This is a genomic window from Streptomyces sp. NPDC028289 (assembly GCF_055565975.1).
The window spans coordinates 69,315-89,797 of the sequence record NZ_JBVHTI010000015.1 but is presented as its reverse complement, the minus strand read 5'-3'; the positions used below and the strand labels follow the sequence as shown (position 1 = coordinate 89,797).

Sequence of the window (20,483 nt, the reverse complement as noted above, 5' to 3'; positions counted from 1 at the left end):
CCGTGTCCTACGTGGTGAGGCGTCGTTGGTCCCGGCATGGGGCGGGGTACATGGAGTTGGATTGTTCCGGACGGGCTTTGGGAGATCACGAAGCCCCTGATCCCGCCGTCCAAGGTGCGGCCTCAGGGCGGAGGGACGCAGGACACGCCTGATGAGACGTTGTTCGCGGCCATCGTCTACGTCCTGGTCAGTGGCTGCGCCTGGCGGTCACTGCCACCGTGCTTCGGGATATCGAAGTCGACTGCGCACCGCCGGTTCCTGATCTGGTCCCGGGCCGGCGTCTGGGGCCGCCTCCACGAAGCCGTGGTGCACCGGCTCGACGACGCCGGTCTTGTCGACGTCACCCGCGTCGTCCTGGACACCGCCCACGTCAGGGCGAAAAAGGGGGCGAACACACAGGTCCGAGTCCCGTGGACCGCGGCAAGCCGGGTTCCAAAATGCACATCTTGTCGGACGCGAACGGACTGCCCCTTCTCGTCGGTGTCTCGGCCGGCAACACCCACGACAGCGAAGGGCTGAAGCCCATGGTCGAGGGCCACCAAACGAGACACGACCCTCACCGGGGCCGCTACTTCAAGCCCCAGCGCCTACACGCGGACAAAGCCTACGACCGCACCGACCCGCGGAAATGGTTACGTGGCAAGCACATCGGGGTCCGGATCGCACGCAAAGGCATCGAGTCCAGCGAGCGATTGGGCCGCCGTCGCTGGGTGGTCGAACGCACGATGTCGTGGCTATCGGGCTACCGCAGACTCAGCCCCCGCTACGAGCGAAATCCCCGCAACTACCTGGCCTTTCTCGGCCTGGCCGCTGCCCTGTGCTGCTACAAGCGACTCGTCCGCCTGACCACGTAGGACGCGGTCTTAATCGTCGTCGAGTTGGGCTTCGTTCGTCTGTTGCGGAAGCTGGCCGTGGAGGTCGGGGTGTTCAGGCAATGGTTCGTACGGTTCTTCGGGTGGTCGATCGCCGAGCTGTATCAACAGGTCGAGTAGCGCTGTGCGCAGGTACGGGGGAAGCGCAGTGTTCTCGAGGAGCGCAGTGCATACGTCCTCCGCACGGATCGGGTCGAGATCGACGAGTCTTCCTGCTGCATTCACGCGGCTCTCGCGGTTCAGGTCGCGGTTGGATGCCAGCGAGACCAGCAGGTCGGCCGCGTGTTCTTTGTCGTAGCGGATGACACGGCGGGCCGCGTGGACGCGCGCGCTGGCGTGCACGGTCGGGTCCGCGGCCAGGGCCGAGAACACCGAGGCGCCGCAGGCGACGTCGATGTCCGCGGCCATCTCCGCGGCTTGCAGCCGCCAGTCACTGCGTATGTTCTGATCCTCCGCCAACCCGGTGCACAGGTCGATGGCGGTGTGGTGGTCAATGCGGGTCAGGATCTTGGCGGCTTCCAGCCGCCAGTAGCCGCGCAGGGCCGGCCGTGAGGCAAGCAGAGCGCAGGACTCGGCAGCGGCACGGGCTGCTGAGCCAGGGATCGTCGTTCCCAACTGGGCTTGTTCGGCAAGGAACCGGCAACCTTCGATGTTCCCGTCAGCTGCCAGGCGCTGCAGGTATGGCCCCATCGCCTCCGGATCCTGTTCCTGCGCCACGTCGATCAGGAAGCCGATGTAGGAGCTGTCGTCGCCATGGGGCGGGATCAACAGACGCCGCGGTGTCAGGTGTTTGGCCGACCCCAGGACGTCGGCGGACCATGGCCATTGCCACCTGACGTGGGTGAACGCCTTCTCCAGCGTGCGGGCCCGCGATGCCGGGCTGCGACAGGCATGGCGGGCGGCGAGATACTCAAGCAAGGTCTGGTGCAGAAAGACGAGTTCACCCGCGTGCATGGTCATCAGACCGCTGCGTTGCAACGCGCTCTTCAGCACAGCCTGCCACTCGTCATGAGGAACACCGGGCGGGCAGGAAGTCTCGGCCTGGGCCATGACGACGGCCATGGTGGGACGGGTATCGCCGGCGTAGCGTCCGGCTGCCAGACGGGCGATCACCTCAGGAAGACGATCCAGGGCTCCTTCGGTGTAGGCCAGGGCATTGCCCCCGTAGCGCTGCAGCATCACGCGTGCCTGTTCGCGGACCCCGGAGGCGCCGACGGCGTGCTGCCGCTTGTACAGCAGGCTGATGAAGTCGGAGTAGATCTGGCCGCGGCTGGCGGGCAGGGGCTTGTCCGGAGCGACCGCGTGCAACTGGCAGAGGATGGAGGCCATCAGCGGGATCCGCCCCAGGTCGGCCAGCGAGGCTGCTGTCAGCGCCCTCATGAACCGCTCCGCAACACTGTCCGGGTCGGGCAGATCGAAATGGCAGAACCAGTTCCGGGCCACCTGCTGCAGGTCAGGGAAGCTGAACGGCTGAAGGTCAAAGCGGCTTGCCTTGGGACCGAGAGTTGAGTCGATCTCGGCATCCGGTAGCGGACGGCTAGCGATGATGAAACGGTACTGTCCGGCGTCCTTGCCGTTGATGACGGCCGAGACCGCCCGCAGGACCTCGTGGCGAGTCGACGCCGAGGTGATCTCGTCAAGGCCATCGACCAGAATCAGCCAGGACACCCCGGGGCTGGGCGGAGCCAGGAAGAACTCCGGTCGGATTTCCTCCAGCAGCCCATGCGAGGACAGGTCGGCATTCACGGCCGCGGCCAGCGCACCGGCCAGGGGGCGCCCCGGCAGGGCCGCAGCAGGTACCAAGACTGGGGCCGCTCTGAGAGCCAGCCCCTGCAAAAAGTCGCCCACTCCAGCTTCCAACAGGGTACGCAGCAGGCTGGACTTGCCTCCTCCCGGTCCCGCGGTCACCAGGCAGGTGCTCTGCCGGGCCAGGAGTTCGTCGGCGCTCAGGCGCTCGTCCGCGGACACCCTGCGTGAATAGGCCGGGACCTCCGGCCCTGCGGGCGATCCCAACAGCGCACGGGAGAACGCTGACGCGGGCTCAGGGGCGGGCAGTATGCCGGTCGATGGGTCCTTCCAGCGGTCAGCGGTATCCCAGCGGCTGTCGCCCTCGCGGGCCTGGTGCCGGACTCGTTGGTGCAAGTAGATTGCGGCCAGGGGCGGAGCGATGCCGGGTAGGACACCGGGGTAGGGGTGCTCCCGTGCCGCGCGTTGGGCCGCTGTCAGATAGGCGCGCAGTTGCGCCGGCAGATTGGTTGCCGCTTCGGCCCGCAGACGATAGAGCTCCCTCAGCGCATCTCCTTCGATGCCTAGCGCGCGGGTCAGCTGCTCGAGCGTGAACTGGGAAGGGGTGCCCCTGTCCGGGTTGAGGGCATTGCTGACAGTCCCCTTCGATACCTCTGCCTTTGCAGCAAGATCCGACTGCCGCATTCCCCTGTTCGTGAGGGCTCGCCGAAGTCTGTGGCTCAGCTCAGCGTTCGCCCCCGAGTCTCCAACCGGATCCACGCCCCGCCCCCCACCAGGTCGTTCATCTGCGTTCACATCAACCCTCTGAACGCTGTTGAAGGCTTCCATAGTGCAGTGCCGGCCGGCATGTCTCGCCCCAAACGCGACTGAAAGACCATGGAGGGCCCTGGTATGACGCATCTGCATCCGCTGCTGATCTGCGCACCAGCAATCCTGACACTGCTCGTGCGACGGTCTCGGCGCGGTGAGTCCATCGTCGCAGAATTGGCCCGCATCATCCGCGACGTGCTCACCCTGCGGATGGTCCTGCAGGACTCCGAACCGGGTGAAAGGCAACGCCTGATCACGGCGCACAGTAACTGGCGCACCGGTTCACGCACCCTGCGCAGGCACACCATCTCGTCCCAGATGGTTTCCCGGAGTACGACCGGCGAGCCGAACGCCGCCGACGGCCCCGAGCCCGACATGCCGCAGTAAGTAGCTGTTGTGGTACCGATCTTGTGGCTTGTTGGCCGAACGGGCGTCCAGTGGGTTGAGGACGTGATGCCTCGAACAGCACCTCGGTTCTACGATCCCGCGTATGAGCAAGTTTTTCGTCACGGTGTGCCTGCCGCCGACCAAGCCACGGAAGCTTCCGGAAGCGATAGCGGCCGTCATGGCGCCGTATGACGCGAACCTCACCGACGACTGGAACCCGGTCGGCCAGTGGGACTGGTGGGTCATCCACTCCGATGCGGAGAGCCCCTACCTCACCCGGCCCGAGCATGACGGCGACCGCAGGCTCGTCACGACCTCCACCGTCCCTCGCAGGAAGGCCAAGCTCGATGCCCTCGGGCCGCTGGAGTGCTACGGCGGACCTCGGGACCTGCTCGATTTCGGCGCTATGCGGCGGCGAGCGGCGGTAAGGCATGATGCCAGGCTCGCCGCCTGGGAGGAACTAACCATGCTGTATCCGCCGGCCCGCCCGCTGTCCGACTTCGTCGCCCGCCACGAGTCTGATCCCGGCGGCTACTCCTTGGCGGATGCCAAGAGAGAGCACCTGGCCCAGCCGCTGGTGCAGGACGTGGCGCAGCGGGCCGTCTCGGGCGACCCGCACTTCGACACATCGTTCCTATTCAATGACCCTGTCGCGTACTTCGCGCAGGAGCACAAGGAAGCCCGGCAGTCGTCGGTCCAGTGCGCGGTGCCCGGTTTTGCCCTGGTCACCCTCGACGGTGTGTGGATGGATGCGGACCGCGACGGCTACTGGGAGCAGGCCAACAATTATCTCGATGGCCTCCATGCCGAAGCCGTCGTCGTCGACCTGCTCTGTCACTACTGATGTCCGGGGCCGTGACTCGCGGCCGCCACATCGATCACCGCTGTGACCAGCCGCCGCGCTGCAGGCTTTGGTCATCGTCGGGCGCCCTTCCACGGTCCGGGACGGTCTGGGAAGGCGAGCGTCGAACGGGCGTCCCGATCGGGTGGTCGCGGGGCGCTGGGGGCATACGAACAGGGCCTCCTGAACAGCTCGTTGGTGTCGAATCACCGAGCGGCAGGAGGCCCTGGTGCAGCAGTCTTGCGTGCCGATGGCCGGGCAGTCCAGCGCGGTCACCTGGGAGTGTGACTGCCTGGCTCACCGGTTCGGAAACGCCGCCGACAACGGGACGCGGCGGCCGCGCTACCCGACGGACATGACGGATGCGGAGTGTGGGCCCGGGTCCTGCCGCTGCTGCCAGTGCCGGGCTGGATGCGCGGCCGGGGCGGCCGGCCGGAGGCGTATTGCCACCGGGCGATGCTCGATGCGATCCGGTATCTCGTGGACAACGGGATCAAGTGGCGGGCGATGCCCGGCGACTTCCCGCCGTGGGACCGCATCTACGCATTCTTCCGCCGCTGGCGCGACAACTCCCTGGTCAAGGAGTTCCACGACCGGTTGCGCGCGAGGGTCCGCGAGGAGTTGGGGCGGGACGCGCAGCCGACCGCCGCAGTGATCGACTCGCAGTCCGTCAAGGCGGACGCCGTCGTCGGCGCGGACAGCCGTGGCTTCGACGGCGGCAAGCTGATCAACGGCCGCAAGCGGCACGTCGTGGTCGACACCCTCGGCCTGCTGCTGGGCGTGATGGTCACCGCCGCGGATGTCGGCGACCGCACCGCTGCCCAGGTCCTGCTCAGGCAGGTCGCCGACGTCCAGCACCGGCTGGAACTGGTCTGGGCCGACGGCGGCTACACCGGCAGCCTCGTCGAGTACTGCCTGGCCACGTTCGCCCTGGTCCTGGCGATCGTCAAACGCAGCGACGACATGCGCGGCTTCGTGGTGCTGCCCAAGCGGTGGATCGTCGAGCGCCTCTTCGCCCACCTGATGCGAAGCCGCCGCCTGGTGCGCGACTTCGAGCGGCGCACCACCAGCGCGGAGGCGATGGTCTACTGGTCGATGACCTTGCTCATGACCCGCCGCCTGGCCCGCTCACGCCTGCCGCGAGGGTGAACCGGCCCGGCTGCTGCTCGGCCAGCCAGCCGCGGGCCACCAGGCGTTTCGCTTTCGACCGCAGTGCCTCCACCCGTGCCGGCACCACATCCATGCTGAACACGGCGGCCATCTCCTGGCAGGTCAGCGGCCCTTGATGGAGCCGGGCCCGGTCCGCGAGCGCCGTGAGGATGCGCTGGTAGTCCACCGACAGCACCGACCAGGCCAGCCCCTGGCGCCACACCGGCACCTGCGACTTCGGCTTCGCCGCGTCCCGCAGCGTCGACTGCACCTCAGCATTCCACGGATCCGCGGTGACCTCCGCCTCGGCGGCGGCACCGTCGTCCGGAGCCAGCACCGTATCGACCCGCCTGCGGGCAATCGCCCACTCCTGCCATTCCAGCTCGGCCGCGGCAAGCTCGGCCTGGATGCGGTCGGCCTCTTCCCGCAGCCCGTCGACTCGACGCCGAGCGGCGAGTTCGTGCTGTTCCAGCAACCCAACAACTGACGGCATCCGCGACCTCCCGGGGAACGACGACCCGACAGGCCACCACTCCCACGGAACCACCACTGCTATCCCCGACCAGCGGAAACGCGCCGATCACGTCAAGAAAGACAACAGCTTCTAAGACAGCCTGCATCGGGGCGCAGCAGCCGGTGCGAGCATCATGCCGATGACGAAGGTCACCACATGGCAGCCCACCACGGCGTCCCTCCGCAGAGGCACCGGCCGACGATCTGGGACCCTTGCTCGCCGCAACGCCCGACTCGGACGAACTGCAGGCCCCGGCCCCACCATCGCCCCGGGCCTCGGCCGCAGGCCATGACCGGACCGCAGGAGCGGCCTAGGCAGTTTCGCTTGGATCAGCCGGTTGTGACTGGTGGAGCGCAAACCGGAGATCGCCGCGCAGGAAGAGACGGTGTCCCTGGGCCTCACTCATTGCCCGTAAGGGCGATCGTTCGGCTGAAGCCTCATGGAGCCTTTCGCCGCCGCGTAGGCGACCACCCCTTCACCACCACGAGCACGTCCTGTGGCCCCGGCCCTCCGGCCGGGGCCAGGGGTGCTTCCACGCTGCGGGATCCCGGTCGGCCTCGGCTTCCGTAGTAGTGCTCGGCAACCCCACGATGCTGAATGCACACCGGAGTGCCGACGCAAAGGTGATGCCGTACCGGCGCCGGGTAGCTCATAGTGGACTGCTCCACCCCCATTGATCCCTTCAGGAACGGACGCCTGTGACGACTGCTGCCAGTGAGCCTTCCACCGACCGCGTCCCCGGCCGGGTCTGGACGGTCCGCCTGACCGGGCACTCCGACCGGACCGCTACGGTCACCTGCAGCACCGCGGCCTGCCGGATGCCGCCCCGCTCCAAGGACCTGGCCGGGCTTCGGACGTTCGCCGCTCAGCACGCCGCCGCCCACGCACGGGTGGCCACCGTTCACGCACACGCGTGGTGCCACTGCGGCTCCACGCAGTGCGCCACCCACCCGGACACGCCCGCCCACTGCGCTGGCGGCGTCACACTGGTCCTGCAGCACGATCCCGTCGTCGGACGCGTGTGGACACTTTCAGAGGTCTGTGAGGCGTGCGCACCGCTGATCCCCAACGCCCGCATCCTGGCCCGCGCCGCCCGGCCCCCGCGCGCGGACCAGCGCCGGGACGGTCAAGGGCCAGGAACCCAGGTGCCGCTTCCCGCACGGCCGGGCATCCCCGGCGGCTTCTCTTCACCCACCGCCCAGCCCTTCGAGGGCCAGGCGCGGCAGTCCCGCCGTCCGCGCCGCACGTCACGCCCCGCCCAGCGCCGCGGGCAGGGACAGGGGCGTTGAACGAAGGCCCAGAACATCAGCTGGCCCACGCCAACTGCTGCCGATCATCGAGATTCGACGGGATGCCGCCGAAGACGGCTGACCTGGCTGGACGGCCTGCTCCCGCGCTGCTTGCGGCAAGGCCAGATCCGCCAAGAGCTCTGTGGCGCTGGACCGGCATCGTCTCACCAGAACTCCGAGCGGGGGAGAACGCGCCAGCCTTGGTACGCAGTGCGGGTGAGGTGACGCGACGTCCCGTCCTCTGCTGCGCAGGTATCGCAGCTGAGTGGGGTGTAGACGGCCCGCCCGGGGCCAAGTCGCACAGCTCGTGTCTCCGCCTCCCCGGTCTCCGTCTCTGGAGTGCTTCGCGGTCCGACTTGTTCTCATAGACGGCATGCGGGTGAGCTGGGGTATGCCGTCACGGCGCTGCTGTGATTGAGCGCCCTACTTGGCCCGTCTGGCCAACCACGGTGTTCAGCACCACGGGGCGCCGGGCCTTACGGTGCCGAGAGGGCTGTGTGTTCGGCTTTCTGCAGCCAGTCGGTGTACCAGCGGGCGAGCCTTACGGGCGTACCGTCCTCGCCGAGGAGCGGGGCGAGGTCGACGTCGTCCACCCGGCAGTCGGACCAGATCGTGCCGCGGTGGCTGCCGCTGATGATCAGCCACTCCCTCTGGGCGCAACCCAGGTGGGAGATCACGATCGCGCCGGCGGTGCGTTCCGGGGCGAACATGGTCGCTCCCCACCGCTCGTCCCACGCCTCCATGGCGTCATCGAAGTCTTCCATGTCATCGAAGTCTTCTTCCTCAGGGCACTCGGCGAGGAGTTCCTGGAGCCGCTTCGGATCCCGATCTGGGCCCGGAGACCATCGCCGCCGCCATCAGATCTCCCTGCGCTACCTGCACCGCGTCTGCCAACAGCAGGCCACCACCCCCATGGCCTTCATCCGGCAGCAGCGCCTCGACCGCTGCCGTCGTGACCTGGCCAACGCCGCCCTGTCCCACCTGACCATCCACGCCGTCGCGACCCGCTGGGGCTACCCCCAGCCCGACCGGTTCTCCCGCGCCTTCCGGACGGCCGTGGGGATGTCGCCGAGCGAGTACCGGGTGGCCATGCGGACGGCTCCGGCGCCGGGGGAGGCAGCAGGTGAGGCGGCGGGCGCTGGATGAGTACCGCATGGGTGCTCCATGAGCGCCACGTTCAGAGCTGGGGCCGGGCGGCACCGAACCGGGTGTCCTCGCCCAGCGCGGTCTCCTGGGCGAACGCGGCGTACGAACTCGGGTTGACCAGGGCGTCTGCGGTCGGGATGGTGCTGTAGCGGGGCATGGTGACGCCGTTGATCACGGCCGGGCTCTGCTGCACTCCGGCGACCACCTCGCCCGACCACTCCGGTACGTCGACGCCGGCGTCGAAGCGGAAGTGGCTCGCCTCGTGGATCAGCGCCGCCGCCCGGCCGTTGGGCCCGTGGAAGGTCGAGAACTCGTTCCCGATCTCGGTCAGTGTGCCCGGCGTGGTCGTTGCCGGGAACCCCAGGTCCGCCGTCCACTTGAACTGGTCCGGAAGTGCGGTGAGCCGTTCGCGGATTTGCCGGAGCCGATCGCGGACCGTGTTGACCACGGTCGCGTCCGGGGACCTGGTCATGAAGTGATGCGCGAACGCCGTCAGGGTGGCGGGAGCGAGCGGTGTCGCGGCGGCCGCCGTTTCGGCCCGGCCGATCCAGTCCAGCGCGAGCTCGATGGCGGGTCCGGCGTCGAGCAGCGGAAAGAGGCCGTTCCACTGCCCGACGACGTCGGCCGGATCGGTGACGGTGTTGTCGACGACCTCGCGGTTGAAGTCGTAACGGCAGTAGACCGGCGCATTCACGACGAAGCCACCGCTCGAGGTCCGTCGGCCGTCCTGGTTCACCATGGTGGTGACGGTCCGGAACAGGTACGCCTTGGTGCCGAAGGCCCGCAGGCCGGTGATCTCGCCGTCCAGGTCGTGCGTGAAGTCGCCGCTGGTGTGCCAGTTCGGGCCGATCGGCTTCGGGTAGCCGGCCGAGGCGGCGTTGGCCGGCCAGTCGAAGCGCATGTAGTCCGGGCCGTGGAAGAAGTAGGCGAAGCCGCTCTTCACGCCACCGCCGGGGAAGACGGCGTCGAGCGTGGTCCAGTCGGACGGCAGGAACCAGTTGTCCGCCGTCGAGGCGGGGTCGCCGTCCGGCTGCAGCCCGACCAGCTTGATCCGCTGGTAGTTGCCGCCCTGGAAGACGTACTCGAAGTCACTGAAGGCCTGTTGGCCGAGCAGCGCGCCGTCCAGATCACGGTCGAACGGCGCGGGGAAGAGCGGATGGGTCGGCGCACCCGCGGTGACCACGTGGTCCGCCGCCCAGTCGTAACCCACCGACCAGCCGCCGGCGAAGACGATGCTCAGGCTCGGGTCGGCGTCCGGCGTGGGCAGCGCGCCGGCGATGCGAACGGTGGAGGACATAGCGATCCGCCTGGGGGAGAGGGGCAGGGTGGGGGCCGGGACGTCGTGCGGGTCAGGGGCGGCACGGCGGCTCCCTTTCCACGCTAGACCCCTGGGTGCGGGCCCGCACCCGATCGCCGCCGGCCGCGCTCGCCGGCAACTCGACGGGGCGTCACCGTGGTTGGAGAGGCCGCAGTCGGGCCCGGACGCCGTCGGGCGTCCGCCGGTACCGGGAACCCACGGGCACCAAGGGAGCCGATGCCACCTCGCGAGAAGGTCCCACCGTGGTCGCGGGGCACCTCTTCGGGCTCTTCACGGTCGTCCGGAAGCCGGCACCTGCCCTACGGTCTCAACGGCGCCTGTCGCACCCCATCCTGGCGGCCGACGAGGTCCCGGGCGAGACCTCGCCGCTGATCGGGGACGTGTACCCGGCCGCCCTCGCCGATGCGGCGGCGGCTGTCGCTCCCCGGTGGCGGGCGTCCGCCACCGGAGTGAGCATGGAAGAGAGCGTGGAAGAGAGGTGAAGGTGCCTTCGTCGCGCCTCACCGCACGCACGACTTCTTCTTCTTCACATGAGCCCGGGTGAGGCGTTCCTCATGTCATTCCGTACCCGCCGTCCTGTGTCCCTCAGGCTCGGGGAGGAGCTGCGCAACCATCCCGATGAGGAGAGAAAACAGCACGACGACCACGGCGGCGAGCGCGGCGACCGCGCCGGCGGCGGAGGGTTCGGGGGTGGCTTCGGGGGCGGCGGGTTCGGTGGGGGTGGTGGTGGCCCAGGCGGCGGGTTCGGTCCGCCGCACGGCCCGCACCCTGGCCCCCCGCACGGTCCCGGCCCGCACCCTGGTCCTGGCCCGCACCCTGGTCCTGGTCCGCATCCCGGCCCCGGTCCTGGTCCGCATCCTGGGGGTGGGCCCCCGGAACCCCCGCCGCCGCACGAGGTGGACGTCGCGGAGGGGCCGTTCCGGGTGGTGCGGCCGGCGGACATGCTTGTCGTCGACATCGCACTGATGGGCCTGCACTTCGACGGCGCCCGCCACCGTCTCGTGCGAGCCCCCGACGCACTGAACGCCTTCATCCTCGTCGGTCTGCCGCCGCAGCATGTGGTGGAAGAGGTCCCCGACGATCTGAGCAAGGTCACTGCTCCCATGCAGGCAGTCACCGCCGGCTCCACCCGGCTGGCCTTCTCGGTGCCGTCCGACATCAAGGAGCTGGAGCTGTCGCTGGACGGGTTGCTCGACTGGGAGCGCCTGGTGCCGCTCAGGGTGCCCGATGGCCAACAAATCCCGGACACGCCGGGGACGACGGTCTTCCAGGGCATCCCCAGAAGCGTCATCGAGTTCCCCACCCGGCTGTTGATCAGCTACGACGAGCCCGTGGACTGGTTGGGCGGACCGCAACCCCAACAAGCCGACGGCCGCACCGCGTTGTGGCATGTCCGGCTGCACCCTGCACCGGACGGCGCCGGGCTCGGTTCATCTGACGGCAGCGTGAAGTTGCGGGCCTTCGCGATGGTCACGAACGGCGGGACGCTGCCACCCGGTGCTCCGTACGTAGCGCCTGTCCTGCAGGACCTCGTGACCCTCACCAGTCGCATCCCGTTGCCAGGAATAGGTGGGCCGCTCGAAGTCCACAGTGATCCCCTGCGCGCGGAGCAGTTCCTCATCACGCCCATGGGCACCTCGGCCCATCTGCACGGTGCCTGGCAGCCGTTGTCAGATCCTGCCCTCGACCGCTACAAGGAGGTCGATCGGCGTGCCCCGGCTCTGGTGGCCTACGACCACATCACAGGGCTGGGGCGTGACCAGTACGTCCGCATCGTCCACCACGGCCACTTGTCCACGGGCCATGAGGCCCTGCACATGCAGGAGTACAAGCGACTCTTCATCGCGCGTCCGGACGACGGAATCGTCGCCTACCTACAGCGGGAGGACCGCATCATCGTCAAGCAGCCGGAGATGACGTACGGAGCAGACAAGGGCTTCCAGCACCAGGGACGCGAGATGCCGTTCCAGGTGCTGCGCATCACCGACCGCGTCACTCCGCTGATCATTCCGCCCAAGCCTCCTCATGACCCCCCACTGCCCCCCGAACAGGACGAGCCGGACCTCACGGCCTTCTGGGTGCGTCTCAAAGAATCCGGCAAGGACCATGAATTCACCCTGATCGGCACGGATTCCGAGGCCCGCAAGGTGAGCTTCACCATGCCGATGGTGTTCGTTCCCGACGGACTGACCAATGAACAGCAGCAGTTGAAGGACCTCTACGATCCGGAGAAGGAAAACACACCGGCCGAGCCCGGCAAGATGGAGCAGCGCCAGAAGCGGGAGCTGCATGGCCAGGTAATGGCGATGGCGCAGCCCCCGCCCGGCGCTCCCGGCAGCACCAGTCACGCGGTCGGCTCCCTGACCTTCCGGCTCGGGCCGAACGGCGCACCGGTAGTGGGCCAACCCTGTGTTGCGGCCGCTGAGGTCCGCGTCCCCGCCGTGGAGCAGTTCACCCCGAACGCCGGCAACCTCAAGGTCGAGTTCAACGACACGTATCTGCGGCAGACCATGGACGGGCATCCGGCAGGGGCGTACCTGGATCTGACGGACTCGCTCAAGCTCGTCTTCGGCGCGGAGCAGGCGGGCGGACTCTCCAGCCCCAATGCCGCGGTGAAGACGATCACCAGCCAGGCGGGCGTCATCCCCGACATCTTCAAGACGGACCCCACCACCGGAGCGGTGGCTGACGCGAACGACATCGAGGCCATCAGGAAAGCTTTCGGCGGGGCACAGCTGCTCGGCATCGACCTCAGTAAGTACCTGAAGGGCCTTGCCAAGGAGCAACTCGGCGCACTGCGGCAGCTGAGCGACAAGCAGATCGAGAACATACTCGCGGACGCGAACGGTCTGCTGCCCGCGCCCGTGCTGCGTATGCGCGAGTTGGCCGACGGACAGGGCAAGGAACTGCGGTACGTGTGGAAGCCGCCGTTGGCCCCGCCCCCGGCCGCCCTGATCGACGTGTCCAAGGCGTCGCTGATCCTGGACGCCCGGACCGTCCGTTCGGTGGACGCCGTCGACAAGTCAACGGTGCAGGGCAGCCTGAGCCACTTCGCGCTGGACTTCCTGGGCATGGCCCGAGTGGAGTTCGAGGAGCTGAAGTTCAAGACCGGCCCGGGGCAGAAGCCCGACGTGACGGCCTCCGGTGTGGAGCTGAAATTCCGGGGTGCCATGGAGTTCGTCAACACCCTCCGCAGCGCCCTGCCCGCCGATGTCTTCGGCGCCGGCGCGTTCATCGACGTCCAGACCACCGGCATTCGTGCCGGATACACACTCGCCCTTCCCACCCTCCCCCTCGGCGTCTTCAACCTGGCCAATCTCGCCCTGTCGGCCGAACTGGCGATCCCCTTCGATGGCAAGCCGGTCTCTTTCCGCTTCTCGGTCTGCGAGCAGAAGCATCCCTTCAACCTCACGGTCTCCCTGTTCGGCGGAGGGGGCTACTTCTCCTTGCTGGTCGACGCCAGTGGCGTGCAGGAGGTCGAGGGTGCCATCGAGTTCGGCGGCGCCGCGGCGCTGGACCTCGGGGTCGCGAGCGGCGGGGTCTCCATCATGGCGGGCATCCGCTTCATGCTCGCCAAGGTCGACGGCAAGGACGACGTCAAACTGACCGGCTACCTGCGGTGCAACGGCTTCCTGACGGTGCTGGGCATCGTCACGGTGTCCGTCGAATTCTATCTGGAGCTCACGTACGAGAAGAAGGGCAAGCAGTCGATGGTCCGTGGCAGGGGCACTCTCACGGTCAGCGTACGGATCGCCTTCTTCAGCAAGTCCGTTTCGCTCGAACTGGAGCGGACCTTCGCCGGCGCGCCGGTCGACCCGACCTTCGCGCAGTGCTTCTCGAAGGAGCATGACTGGCCGAAGTACTGCGCGGCGTTCGCCGCGTGAGCGAGCCGCGTGGAGACCACCATGGACTTCGAACAGCAGATCAACTGGACCGTTCTGCCCGCCGGACTGACGGCCGACGGTACGCAGGTCAAGGTGTCGGTATTCATCGCGCCGCGGCTGCTGGGGCCTGCCCCGCCCGAGCCGCCCGACCCGACGAAACGCCTCACGCTGGACTCGCACTTCCCCGATTTCCTCCGCTGGCCGGAAAAGATCGCACTCGCCACTTTTGATTTTGCCGCCGGCGAGGGCACCGTCGAGCCCTCCACATCCACCGAGGCGGACGAGGAACCCGACACCACGCCCGCTCCCTCGACGCCCTTCGTCACCGGGCTGAAGCCGCAGAGCCCGCTGCCCGACGTGCACTTGTGGCAGGCCCTCTTCGGTGCCGGCACGCCGCTCGATCCCTACACCTTCGATAGGCATACGGACCAGATCTGCCAGACCTACTCCACCAAGGAGGTCAGCACCTTCACCAAGGACAAATACGCCGAAGCGGCCATGACCTCGCCCGAGGTGCCACCTCCCACCAGAGACCTGGTGATGCCACCGAGCGACGGCCCTACGGACGGCGGGGCAACCAACGGCAGCTCCATCGACGGCGGTTCAACGGATGGCGGTTCCCCGAGCGACGGGTCCGGGGGCGCCGCGGGTCCCGGCGACGTGGGCCCCACAGACGTGCCCACGGCGGTCGGCGACATCACCGCGGACGAGGATCCACCGATGCCTGCGGAGCTCCAGCGCCTGCACAGCTTCCACACGATCGCCATGCCGCCGCAGCCACCCACCCTCGGCGGCGAAGAACCGCCGCCACCACCGCGACCCGCGAAGCACGACCCCGACTTCCACCAGATGCTCACCTGGCTCGGCGATCACCCCACCCTGCTGCGGCACCTCGGACTCGTTCTGGACTTCCGCCTTCCGGCCGACCTGCTCCCCGTCTCGTCAGGGCAGTTGTTCCTGAAGGTCATCCCCCACTGGAAGTCCGAACTGGGAGAGGAGGCGTCGCACGACGTGTCGCCTCGCACGCGATATGTCTTCCTTCCGGACCACCGCGCCTTCGCCCCCCGGGCCGGGGTACCGACCGACGGCCCGCTGACGCCACCCGCCCGCGGCCTGGTGGAACTGAAGGGGAACTTCACTCTCGAACCGGCCGACATCGACGCCGCCGCAGGCAAAATGATCGGGCCCGCCGAGGGCGCCACCGGGCTCGCCACGGTGCGGACCCATGGGATCGCGCTGGTCAGGGACGAGCGCATGGAAAGCCTCCGACAGGAGTTCGCCCGGGCAGCCGAGCACGACGCGGCGTTCACCCGGGTGGTCGAGCAGCAGAAGGCGCAAGGTGCGACACCCGACCCGCAGAATCCGGGGGCTGTCCCCCACACCTCAGCCGACCAAGTGCCCGCCCCCGAACTCTTCGCCGAGAACCTGGTGCGCGGCCACCGGCTGGACATCTGGGACAAGACCCGGGGTCAGTGGTTCTCGCTGCACGAGCGCGAGGTGGAATACCGGAAGCCGCGCGGCGGCCCGCTCCTGCTCACGGCCTCCGACGAGGGCTTCTTCCAGGCCCACCTGCTGAGACCGCCCCCTGAGGCGATGCACCCCGACCACCTCTATGTGCCCGAGCAACTGGTCACCTGGGACGGCTGGTCACTGTCCGCGCCCCGGCCGGGCCTGGTGCTGGACACCGATGCGGGCTCGCTCGACGAGGACCGCCACCCCAACGAGCCGGTGCCACTCGACAACGAGGCGCAGACGAAACTGCCGTTGGAAATCACGCCGAATGTGCGAGCCGGCACGCTGCCCAGGCTGCGGTTCGGCAACGAGTACCGGGTACGCATACGCACCGTCGACCTGGCGGGCAACGGGCTCGACAAGTCGGAGGCCGACGCTCTGGTCGACCTGGCGGACAACGGAACGGACGGGGACGGGGCGGCCGTCGAAAGGCTGGAGGACCGGAAGGCCCTGTTGCTCCCCGACGACGCGGGGCTGCTGACCTTCCAGAGGTTCGAGCCCGTTCTGGCGCCCACCGTGGTGGCCAGGTTCCGGTTCGGGGAAGGCGCCTCGGACTTCCGGCTGGTGATCCGCAGCAGCCCGGGATCCGGCCCGCCGCCGGCCACTTCGGGGACGACGCCGGTTGTCACCGTCCACCGGGCCAATGTCCAGCCCGGCATGACCAATGACGAGGTACGCATCGTCCAGCGGGCCCTCATCGACCAGGGACATCCCCTCCCGGCCGGCCCGACCGGATTCTTCGGCGACCAGACCAGGGCCGCCTATGCCGCCGAGCAACGTGCCCAGGGCTTCACGGGCAGCGGCGCCGACGGCAAACCCGGCTGTACGACTCTCATCGCACTCGGCCGCAAGAGCGGCTTCGCCGTCGTCGACTGCGGCAGCGACGGCACCAGCACCGGCACCAGCACCGGCACGGGAACCGGTACTGCGGCCGGCACCGGAGCGGGTATGACGGCGGAGCAGTACGCCGCGGACTTCAACCGGTCGTCGCCGGTCACGTCGGGAGCCCACGACCCCTACCGGGGAACCGACGAACGCCATGTGGTGGCACCGAAGGCGTCGCTGCGCTGCATCGAGTGGCACGGGCTGCTGGACGAGGCCATCGGATCCACGGACGCGAACGTACAGAACGCGGTCTACGACCTGGCCGTTCGGGAGAGCGGCTCGCTGAGCGACCCGTCCCAGCCGGACGTCGAAGTGAAGACGATCAAGTCGCCGGCGGCGGACCCCGAGAATCCGGCGAACACCGTGCTGCACACGGGCCAGCAGGTCGAACTCCCCTACCTCCCCGATCCGTTGTCCACGGGCGCGGTCTTCCTGGACCTGCCGGGCATGCCCGAGGGGCAGCCCTTCCCGGTCCCCTGGGACGGCGACGTCTGGCACCGCCCGCGCTCCCTCAGGCTGCGACTGGCCGAGGGCACCGCGCCGCCGCGCTTCGACGAGGCGTCCCGGGTGCTGACCGTCTCGCTGCCGAAGGGCGCCGTGGCGACCGTCCGGGTGTGTTCCAGGATCGACTTCGACGAGCACATCATGGGCGTGGCCGGCTGGTGCCGGAAGCGGCAGGAATCGGCACCGAGGCTCGCGAGGGAGGGTGAGGGGGAAGGTGCGGCGAGGAGGGCGGCGGCAGCGCGGCGCACCGACGACGTGCTGGCACTGGCCGCCGCCAGTCGGCACTGGATGTTCACCCCCTGGCAGGAACTGACACTGGTCCACGCGGTCCAACTGCCCTTGAAGACACCGGTGCTGAGCCTCGTGCAGCCGGTGCCGCCGACGACCCTGCGTCCCCTCGGAGCGACCGCGGAACACCTCTCCGGGGCCATCGCACTGGACGAGGCCAGTACGGACCGGGTCGACCTGATAGCCGAGTGGACCGAGGTGCGGGACGCCGGCCGCGAGGGCCGCGACACCCGCGAGATGACCGCCCCGGTCTTTGACCTGTTGACGGCGTGGGCGGCGAGCCAGACGGGCGACCCGGGCGCCGAACCCGCCCTCCTCCGGGCCGACGTCCTGACCTTCAATACCGAGGCGGCGGAGAAGAAGGCGAAGGCTGACGCCGCGGATGCGGTGGCGGACCCGGACAAGCACCCCGGCCCACCCAACCCCGGTAAGCACGAGTTCGGCGACACCAAACACCGGGCGGTGCGCTACCACCCGATGGCCAGCAGCAAGTTCGCCGACTACTTTCCGGCGGAGTTCGCCGCGCCGGGCAAGAACGTGCTGACCGTGGCGGGGCGGCCGCAGGAACACTCCGTACCGAGCAGTGCACGCCCCACGGCGCCGCGACTGCAGTACTGCGTGCCCACCCTCACCCTGGAGGAGGTCCAAGGACCGCCCGGCGTCATCGTCCACCGTCGGCACGGTCGCGGGATCCGGGTCTACCTGGACCGCCCCTGGTACTCCTCCGGAGACGGCGAACTGCTCGGCGTGGTTCTCGGCGAACCGCCGGGAGGCGACCCCACGTCCGTACGGGATGCCTGGGTCACCCTGATGGGTCGCGACCCCATTCACCGTTCCGCACCGGTCGTGTCCCCGACCCCGGAGATGTTCACCAACGCGGTGCAGCAGACCCCGAAGCCGCTCCCTCTCGATCCTCCCTCGATCGAACTCCCCGTACTGGTCGTCGGCTTCGCCCCACGGTTCGAGAAGGCCGTTCCGAAGCCCGGCGATGACCCGGACAAGGCCGGCCGCTGGTTCTGTGACCTGGATCTGGACACCGGGGACACGTGTCTTCCCTTCGTGCGGCTCGCCCTCGTCCGCTACCAGCCGGAATCCGTTCCCGGCGCCGAGATCTCCAAGACCGTCCTCGCCGACCTGGTGCGCACCCTGCCCGACCGCGAGTTGCGGGTCACGCTCGGCGATCCGTTGACGGTCAGCGTCAGCGGACCTTCCTGGGACCCCACCGGCTCCCTGTCGCCACGCATCACCGCCACGCTGCAACGCCGCAACCGTCTGGTCGACGACGACGACCTTGGCTGGGTGACCCTCGACGACACCACCATCCAACTCACCTCGGTGGACGCAGAGTCCTCTCACACGCCCTTCTACACGGGCCAGATCCCGCTACCGCCCGGACGGCGTGGGCCGCTGCGGGTGCTGGTCCTCGAAACCGAGGGAATCCGCCCCGACGTCCCCATTTCGCTCACGACGCCGGGGCCGGTGATCTACTGCGACACCGTCGAACTCCCGCCGAGGCCGGGCGGCCCGGGCGGCGACCACGACCACGACCACGGCGACGGTCACGATCACGGTGGGCCGGGTGACCACGATCACGGTGGGCCGGGTGACCACGGTGGCGGATTCGGCGGGTTCCGTCACGACTGACCTGCGGTGGTCTCGCCTGGTGAGGGCGAGGAACTGGGGGCACCTGCCGACGGGAGCCGGGCCGTCCTCAGCCCGCCCAGCGTCCGGTGAGGAAGGTCAGGGCGAAGACCGTGGTCGGCGGGGTGTCGAGGGCGAGATAGAGGGAGTGGCACCGTGGGGTGCGCAGGCTGCGGGCGGCCAGTGCGATCCACGGTGCCACCACAGGGAGGGTGGCGCGGGAGATGGACATGTACCAGTACGAGGTTCCCAGTGCGCACAGGCTGAGGGCGATGTGGAGGGCCTCGGGCCAACGCCGCTGACGGGGCATCAGGTGTGGCGTAGCTGACGCGCCTGCTTATTGATCTTGATTGTGACCTGCTGTTGCTCAGCTGTATTGAGCGGCGGCTCTGTTCCGTGGGTGAGGTCTACGCGAAGCCGAGTGTCCGGTGCCGGTGGATACGTGGGCTGAGCTTGCTGTTCGTGCTGCGCAGTGAGCTGAGTGGGGTGGCGGCGGCCTGCTGCAGGGCTTGAAAGCGTCGCTCGAACTCGACGCGGAGGTGAGAGGAGGGGCGGGTGCCGTAGAAGGCGGTGCGGTCGACCGCCGCCTCGCTGGCGAGGGTCTTGATGTCGCACTTTCCGCCTGGCGGGGGCTCACCGCGCAGGAGGCGGTCTATGGCGGCCCGGATGCGGTTCTCGTTCTCGGTTCGCTGGGCTGCGGAGATTCTCATGCGGACTCCTCGGTCGTGCTGGTGCTGGCGGCCAGCCAGATCGGTGCGTGGTCGGGGGTGACGGCGGAGTTGCGGCAGCGGGCGGGCTGGCAGGCGCCGATCAGCGGCTGGTCGCGGTCGGTTTCGGGCAGGTGGCGGGTGCATTCGGCGGGGTCGGGCTGGAAGAGGCAGTGGTTGAGGGTGCTGAGGTGCAGCTCCGGCAAGTGGGTGCGGAGCAGGTCGGCTGCGCTGCGGGCATCGGCGACGAGTGCCTGGAGCAGGCCGGGCTGTTCGGGGCCGGTGTAGGGGAGTTGGGCGGCGGCGCGGCCGAGTCCGTCGTGCAGGCGCCCTGCCGCGGGTCCGACGGCCACGGGCCGCTGGCCGTTGCCGCGGACGGCGAGCAGGCGGGTGAGCCGGGCGGCTGCGGCGGTGGCGAGCCGGTCGTCGAACTCCCGCATCCAGGCGCCGTCGGGAGCGGCGTAGGAGTGGGTGGTTTGGGGTGTGTGGGGTTGGCCAGGATGCGACGGGCGGCGTGTTTGAGCTGGATGCCCAGGGCGATCTCGCCGTCGGGTTCCTGGGCGCAGACCACCGGCATGGTCTTGCGGATCTGGTGGGGGCGCACCCGGGCTTCGGGGATCGGCTGGCGTCCGGTGTGGGTGTGGTGGGCGTTGACGTGGGCGATGAAGGTGTCGATGAGGGCCGCTGCCCGGACACCGCGTCGGCCGGGAACGCTGCCATCGGCCATGCCGGGGTGGGCGGGGGTGGTGAACAGGTGGGTGGGGTGTGGGGAGAGGCGTTCCAGGACGGTCAGGGCGCGGGCGACGGGGTCGGTGATCCGCCACTTCTCCTCGATCGGGGCCGGCTCGTTCTTGCGCTTGTGGGAGCGCACCGCGGGCGAGCCGTAGTGCACGGTCACCGCGCCGGGGCCGATCTCCTGGATCTCGGAGTCGCGCATCATGCTCAGCGCGGCGACGAAGCAGTACACGGCGCCTTGCAGGGTGCGTAGTT

17 protein-coding genes and 1 pseudogene are annotated in these 20,483 nt (G+C 68.9%); 10 read left to right on the top strand and 8 right to left on the bottom strand.

The genetic code is table 11. The features are described 5' to 3' along the window. The first annotated feature begins 36 nt into the window (after positions 1-36). Positions 37-854, top strand: a protein-coding gene (locus ACZ4UV_RS48785; RefSeq protein WP_467848551.1) for an IS5 family transposase whose coding sequence is annotated in 2 segments (ribosomal slippage) — positions 37-379 and positions 379-854 — 819 coding nt in all. Because the reading frame shifts where the segments join, the coding sequence is not laid out codon by codon here. Between the two features lie 9 nt (positions 855-863). Here the strand turns inward: ACZ4UV_RS48785 and ACZ4UV_RS48780 are convergent. Continuing rightward, positions 864-3,446 carry a helix-turn-helix domain-containing protein gene (locus ACZ4UV_RS48780; RefSeq protein ID WP_467848547.1) on the bottom strand — a complete coding sequence of 861 codons (2,583 nt, stop codon included), beginning with the start codon at positions 3,444-3,446 and terminating at the stop codon, positions 864-866. Positions 3,447-3,509: 63 nt separating this feature from the next. Between ACZ4UV_RS48780 and ACZ4UV_RS48775 the strand changes: the two genes are divergently transcribed. The 3 genes from ACZ4UV_RS48775 (at position 3,510) to ACZ4UV_RS48765 (ending at position 5,805) form a co-directional block, all read left to right on the top strand. Then, the gene (locus tag ACZ4UV_RS48775; protein WP_451022375.1) at positions 3,510-3,815 is read left to right on the top strand and encodes a hypothetical protein; all 306 of its coding nucleotides are present in this window, start codon (positions 3,510-3,512) and stop codon (positions 3,813-3,815) included. A gap of 103 nt (positions 3,816-3,918) precedes the next feature. Further along, positions 3,919-4,659, top strand: coding sequence for a hypothetical protein (locus tag ACZ4UV_RS48770; protein WP_467848543.1), 741 nt, complete (start codon positions 3,919-3,921; stop codon positions 4,657-4,659). Positions 4,660-5,067: 408 nt separating this feature from the next. Next, positions 5,068-5,805: an IS5 family transposase gene (locus tag ACZ4UV_RS48765; RefSeq protein WP_467848622.1), complete on the top strand. Its 738-nt coding sequence runs from the start codon at positions 5,068-5,070 to the stop codon at positions 5,803-5,805. Here ACZ4UV_RS48765 and ACZ4UV_RS48760 read toward each other — a convergent pair. After that, complete coding sequence (locus ACZ4UV_RS48760) at positions 5,762-6,298, bottom strand: hypothetical protein (protein WP_467848539.1); 537 nt, start codon at positions 6,296-6,298, stop codon at positions 5,762-5,764. The two genes, ACZ4UV_RS48765 and ACZ4UV_RS48760, sit on opposite strands and share 44 nt — an antisense overlap. A 719-nt stretch (positions 6,299-7,017) precedes the next feature. On the opposite strand from ACZ4UV_RS48760, the gene ACZ4UV_RS48755 reads away from it, so the two are divergent. Then, positions 7,018-7,608 (top strand): hypothetical protein, encoded by a 591-nt coding sequence (locus tag ACZ4UV_RS48755; RefSeq protein WP_451022372.1) that lies wholly within the window; start codon positions 7,018-7,020, stop codon positions 7,606-7,608. Positions 7,609-8,084: 476 nt separating this feature from the next. On the opposite strand, the pseudogene ACZ4UV_RS48750 reads toward ACZ4UV_RS48755, so the two are convergent. Beyond that, a pseudogene (locus ACZ4UV_RS48750) lies at positions 8,085-8,447 on the bottom strand (SMI1/KNR4 family protein); the annotation flags it as partial. On the opposite strand from ACZ4UV_RS48750, the gene ACZ4UV_RS48745 reads away from it, so the two are divergent. Continuing rightward, positions 8,350-8,754, top strand: a complete 405-nt coding sequence (locus tag ACZ4UV_RS48745) for a helix-turn-helix transcriptional regulator (RefSeq protein WP_467848534.1) — start codon at positions 8,350-8,352, stop codon at positions 8,752-8,754. The pseudogene ACZ4UV_RS48750 and the gene ACZ4UV_RS48745 overlap by 98 nt on opposite strands. Before the next feature lie 31 nt (positions 8,755-8,785). On the opposite strand, the gene ACZ4UV_RS48740 is transcribed toward ACZ4UV_RS48745, so the two are convergent. Further along, positions 8,786-10,051 carry a hypothetical protein gene (locus ACZ4UV_RS48740; RefSeq protein ID WP_467848530.1) on the bottom strand — a complete coding sequence of 422 codons (1,266 nt, stop codon included), beginning with the start codon at positions 10,049-10,051 and terminating at the stop codon, positions 8,786-8,788. Positions 10,052-10,314: 263 nt separating this feature from the next. Between ACZ4UV_RS48740 and ACZ4UV_RS48735 the strand changes: the two genes are divergently transcribed. Then, a complete protein-coding gene (locus ACZ4UV_RS48735; RefSeq protein WP_451022195.1) occupies positions 10,315-10,554 on the top strand; it encodes a hypothetical protein in 240 nt (79 codons plus the stop codon). Positions 10,555-10,629: 75 nt separating this feature from the next. Here the strand turns inward: ACZ4UV_RS48735 and ACZ4UV_RS48730 are convergent, their stop codons facing one another. After that, the gene (locus tag ACZ4UV_RS48730) at positions 10,630-10,905 is read right to left on the bottom strand and encodes a hypothetical protein (RefSeq protein WP_451022196.1); all 276 of its coding nucleotides are present in this window, start codon (positions 10,903-10,905) and stop codon (positions 10,630-10,632) included. 108 nt (positions 10,906-11,013) lie between these two features. Here ACZ4UV_RS48730 and ACZ4UV_RS48725 point away from each other — a divergent pair, with 108 nt between their 5' ends. After that, the gene (locus ACZ4UV_RS48725) at positions 11,014-13,956 is read left to right on the top strand and encodes a hypothetical protein (protein ID WP_467848521.1); all 2,943 of its coding nucleotides are present in this window, start codon (positions 11,014-11,016) and stop codon (positions 13,954-13,956) included. A gap of 21 nt (positions 13,957-13,977) precedes the next feature. Then, the gene (locus ACZ4UV_RS48720; RefSeq protein WP_467848517.1) at positions 13,978-18,789 is read left to right on the top strand and encodes a hypothetical protein; all 4,812 of its coding nucleotides are present in this window, start codon (positions 13,978-13,980) and stop codon (positions 18,787-18,789) included. A 67-nt stretch (positions 18,790-18,856) separates the two neighbouring features. Here ACZ4UV_RS48720 and ACZ4UV_RS48715 read toward each other — a convergent pair whose 3' ends face one another. From ACZ4UV_RS48715 to ACZ4UV_RS48705, 3 genes are all read right to left on the bottom strand, one after another. Beyond that, on the bottom strand, positions 18,857-19,096 hold the full coding sequence (locus ACZ4UV_RS48715) for a hypothetical protein (protein WP_451016935.1): 240 nt from the start codon (positions 19,094-19,096) through the stop codon (positions 18,857-18,859). A 97-nt stretch (positions 19,097-19,193) separates the two neighbouring features. Further along, a complete protein-coding gene (locus ACZ4UV_RS48710; protein WP_467848511.1) occupies positions 19,194-19,496 on the bottom strand; it encodes a hypothetical protein in 303 nt (100 codons plus the stop codon). Then, positions 19,493-19,933, bottom strand: coding sequence for a hypothetical protein (locus ACZ4UV_RS48705; RefSeq protein WP_467848507.1), 441 nt, complete (start codon positions 19,931-19,933; stop codon positions 19,493-19,495). The genes ACZ4UV_RS48710 and ACZ4UV_RS48705 overlap by 4 nt, the downstream gene beginning before the upstream one ends. Before the next feature lie 74 nt (positions 19,934-20,007). Here ACZ4UV_RS48705 and ACZ4UV_RS48700 point away from each other — a divergent pair, with 74 nt between their 5' ends. After that, positions 20,008-20,481 (top strand): hypothetical protein, encoded by a 474-nt coding sequence (locus ACZ4UV_RS48700; protein ID WP_467848503.1) that lies wholly within the window; start codon positions 20,008-20,010, stop codon positions 20,479-20,481. Positions 20,482-20,483: the final 2 nt, after the last annotated feature.